The following is a 2770-nucleotide window of genomic DNA, read 5'->3' on the forward strand; positions in this document are numbered from 1 at the left end:
GTCGACGAACTGGTTTCGGTGCTGAGGGCGCTGTCGGAAAAAGTCTCGGCCCGGCTGAAGAAATCCGGCATTGCCGGACGCACCGTCGTCCTCAAGCTGAAGACCCAGGAATTCAAAATCCGCACGCGCAATCGCCAGCTCGGCGATCCGACCCGGCTGGCCGACCGCATCTTTCAGACCGGGCTCGAGCTGCTGCGCAAGGAAGCGGATGGCACGAAATACCGGCTGCTCGGCATTGGCGTCAGCGATCTCTCCGACGACGACCGGGCGGACCCGCCCGATCTGGTCGACGTCCAGTCACGCAAGCGCGCCATGGCCGAAGGCGCCATCGACACGCTGCGCGGCAAGTTCGGCCGCAGGGCGGTGGAAACCGGCTATACCTTCGGCAAAGGCCGCGATGCCCATCCGCCCGAACCGGTCGAGGAGTGATAGTCAGGTGCGCCGCAGATCGATCCGGGTGGTCACCACACTCTTGCCGGTTTTCGGATCGGTATCGACGACGGTCAGGCGCATGCCGTCCTCGCCGTTCTTCTCGACCGTCATTTGCGCCGTGCGATCGCCATTGACCTCCTTGGCCCAACGGATGCCGAGATTGATAGCGTTGCCGGAACGGCTGCCGCTCAGTTGCGCCGGCCCGGTGCGCGATCCGACATAGGTGCCGGTATACTTCGTCCCGCTGGACTTCAGATCCGCGCTGATGGCGCGCGTCACCACGATCAGACCACGGCAGCTGCCGTCGAGCGACAATGAACTCGACGTCGCGTCGGAATTGAAATGACAGGAGACATTCACCGTCGGGGCATCGGTGGTGACCTTGACGATGCCTTTGCCGGCGAAGTTCCCCTGGAATGAGCGAAGAAAATCCGGATCGTCGGCATGCGCTGCGCCAGCCCCGGCCGTCAGGCAGCCGGCAAGTACAAATCGTGCAAGTGATTTCATCGGACCGCTCCTGGTTGGTATCCAAAACACAGCACGCAAACACTGACCGACCAACGCTTCCCTCAGCCGAGGGTTCCGGCTTCAACATCACTGTTCGCAACGCTGCACGGCTGGCCCAGCCGAATGCGTCGGCTAGCGGTTGCGATGAGCGCTCCGGCTTGCGACATAGCCGCATGGCACCCGCACCCTCGATCCCCAAGGCCGCGTTCTGGATGGCGCTGTCGGTCGCCTCGTTCCTGGCGATGTCGGTGGCCGGCCGCGCCACGACGGCCGAACTCAGCGTCTTCCAAGTCCTCGAGCTGCGCTCGGTGATCGGCTTTTTCATCCTGTTGCCGCTGGTCATGATGTCAGGCGGTTTTGCGACGATGCGCACCGGGCGTCCGCTGGCCCATATCGCCCGCAACGTCATCCACTATACCGGCCAGGCTGCCTGGCTCTACGCCCTGACGCTGATCCCGCTTGCCGTGCTGATCTCGATCGAATTCACGACGCCGATCTGGACCGCTTTGCTGGCGGTCGCTTTCCTCGGCGAAAGGCTCTCCCGGCCACGACTCGCGGCGATCGTGCTCGGCCTGATCGGCGTTGTGATCATCGTGCGTCCGGGCGTCGGCGCGGTCAATCCGGGGCATGTTATCGTGCTGGGAGCCGCGGTCTGCTTCGGCATCTCGGTGGTCCTCGTCAAGTCGCTGACGCGGACGGACAGCGTCGTGCGCATCATCTTCTGGATGCTGATCATCCAATCGCTGCTTGGCCTGGTCCCGGCGCTATACGAATGGCAAAACCCGCCGCTCGAACTCTGGCCGTGGATCCTGCTGATCGCCTTCACCGGCATGTCCTCGCATTTCTGCATGGCCCGCGCACTTGTCTATGCCGATGCGACGGTCATCTCGCCAATGGACTTTTTACGCGTGCCGCTGTCGGCGGTGATCGGATGGCTGCTCTATCACGAGCAGATCGACGCTTTCACCGCCGGCGGCGGCGCGCTGATCCTGATGGGCAATCTGCTCAACCTGCAGCGGAGAGCACCGCAACCGGCGGAGATCGCCGCTTCATGAGCGCGCGCTAACCCTTAGACCAGTTCCACCTCGACCACGCCCGGCACCGCCCGCATCGCCGACGCGATCTGCGGCGATACGCGGTAGCGGTTGGGCAACTCGATCTCAACCTCGCCCTCGCCGCCTTCCTTGATGACGATGATGCTCACCTGACTGTCGCCACGCTGGCCAAGCTGCGATTGGATTGTCGATGCCGGTGCGTCATTTCTGACGAAGATGCGCAACGCTTTCTGGATACGGCTTGCCTCTTCCTCCAACGACTGCACGGTCTGGATGCGCAGATTGACGCCTTCAGGCCTGTCTTCGGCCGAAACGGTGATCACCACCGAGCGGCCGGGCTCGAGCAGGTCGCGGTATTGCGCCAGCCCCTCGGAAAACAGCACCGCTTCATACTGGCCCGACGTGTCGGAAAACTGCACGACGCCCATCTTGTTGCCGGTGCGCGTCTTGCGCTCCTGCTTGGTGGTGACGGTACCGGCGAGCCGGCCGGCGGCAGCACCGCGTTTGACGGCCGCCGAAAACTCGCCCCAGGTCTGCACCCGCATTTTCTGCAGCGCCGCCTTGTATTCGTCGAGCGGATGCGCCGAGAGATAGAACCCGACCACCTGGAATTCGCGGTGCAGGCGGTCGGCGGCGAGCCAGGGCTCGGTCGCCGGCAGGTTGAGCGCCTGCGACTGTGCGCCGAGCGAGGCGCCAAAGATGTCGTGCTGCCCGGTGACGGCATTCTGCTGCGCCAGCGACGCCAGTCCCATCATCCGCTCGACGCCGGCCATCAT

General features: G+C 63.9%; 3 protein-coding genes and 1 pseudogene. 2 read left to right on the forward strand and 2 right to left on the reverse strand.

What is annotated here, in order from left to right; genetic code table 11:
• Nucleotides 1-429, forward strand: a pseudogene (locus E5W70_RS31635) (DNA polymerase IV); the annotation flags it as partial.
• A gap of 3 nt (nt 430-432) precedes the next feature.
• Here the strand turns inward: E5W70_RS31635 and E5W70_RS31640 are convergent.
• Nucleotides 433-939 carry a hypothetical protein gene (locus tag E5W70_RS31640; RefSeq protein ID WP_292665198.1) on the reverse strand — a complete coding sequence of 169 codons (507 nt, stop codon included), beginning with the start codon at nt 937-939 and terminating at the stop codon, nt 433-435.
• Between the two features lie 173 nt (nt 940-1112).
• On the opposite strand from E5W70_RS31640, the gene E5W70_RS31645 reads away from it, so the two are divergent.
• Nucleotides 1113-1994, forward strand: a complete 882-nt coding sequence (locus E5W70_RS31645) for a DMT family transporter (protein ID WP_292665200.1) — start codon at nt 1113-1115, stop codon at nt 1992-1994.
• Between the two features lie 14 nt (nt 1995-2008).
• Here E5W70_RS31645 and E5W70_RS31650 read toward each other — a convergent pair.
• Nucleotides 2009-2770, reverse strand: a 762-nt coding sequence (locus E5W70_RS31650; RefSeq protein WP_292665202.1) for an OB-fold nucleic acid binding domain-containing protein, incomplete at its 5' end; no start/stop codon positions are given.

Origin of the sequence: Mesorhizobium sp. (assembly GCF_005063415.1) — a bacterium.
GTDB lineage: Bacteria > Pseudomonadota > Alphaproteobacteria > Rhizobiales > Rhizobiaceae > Mesorhizobium.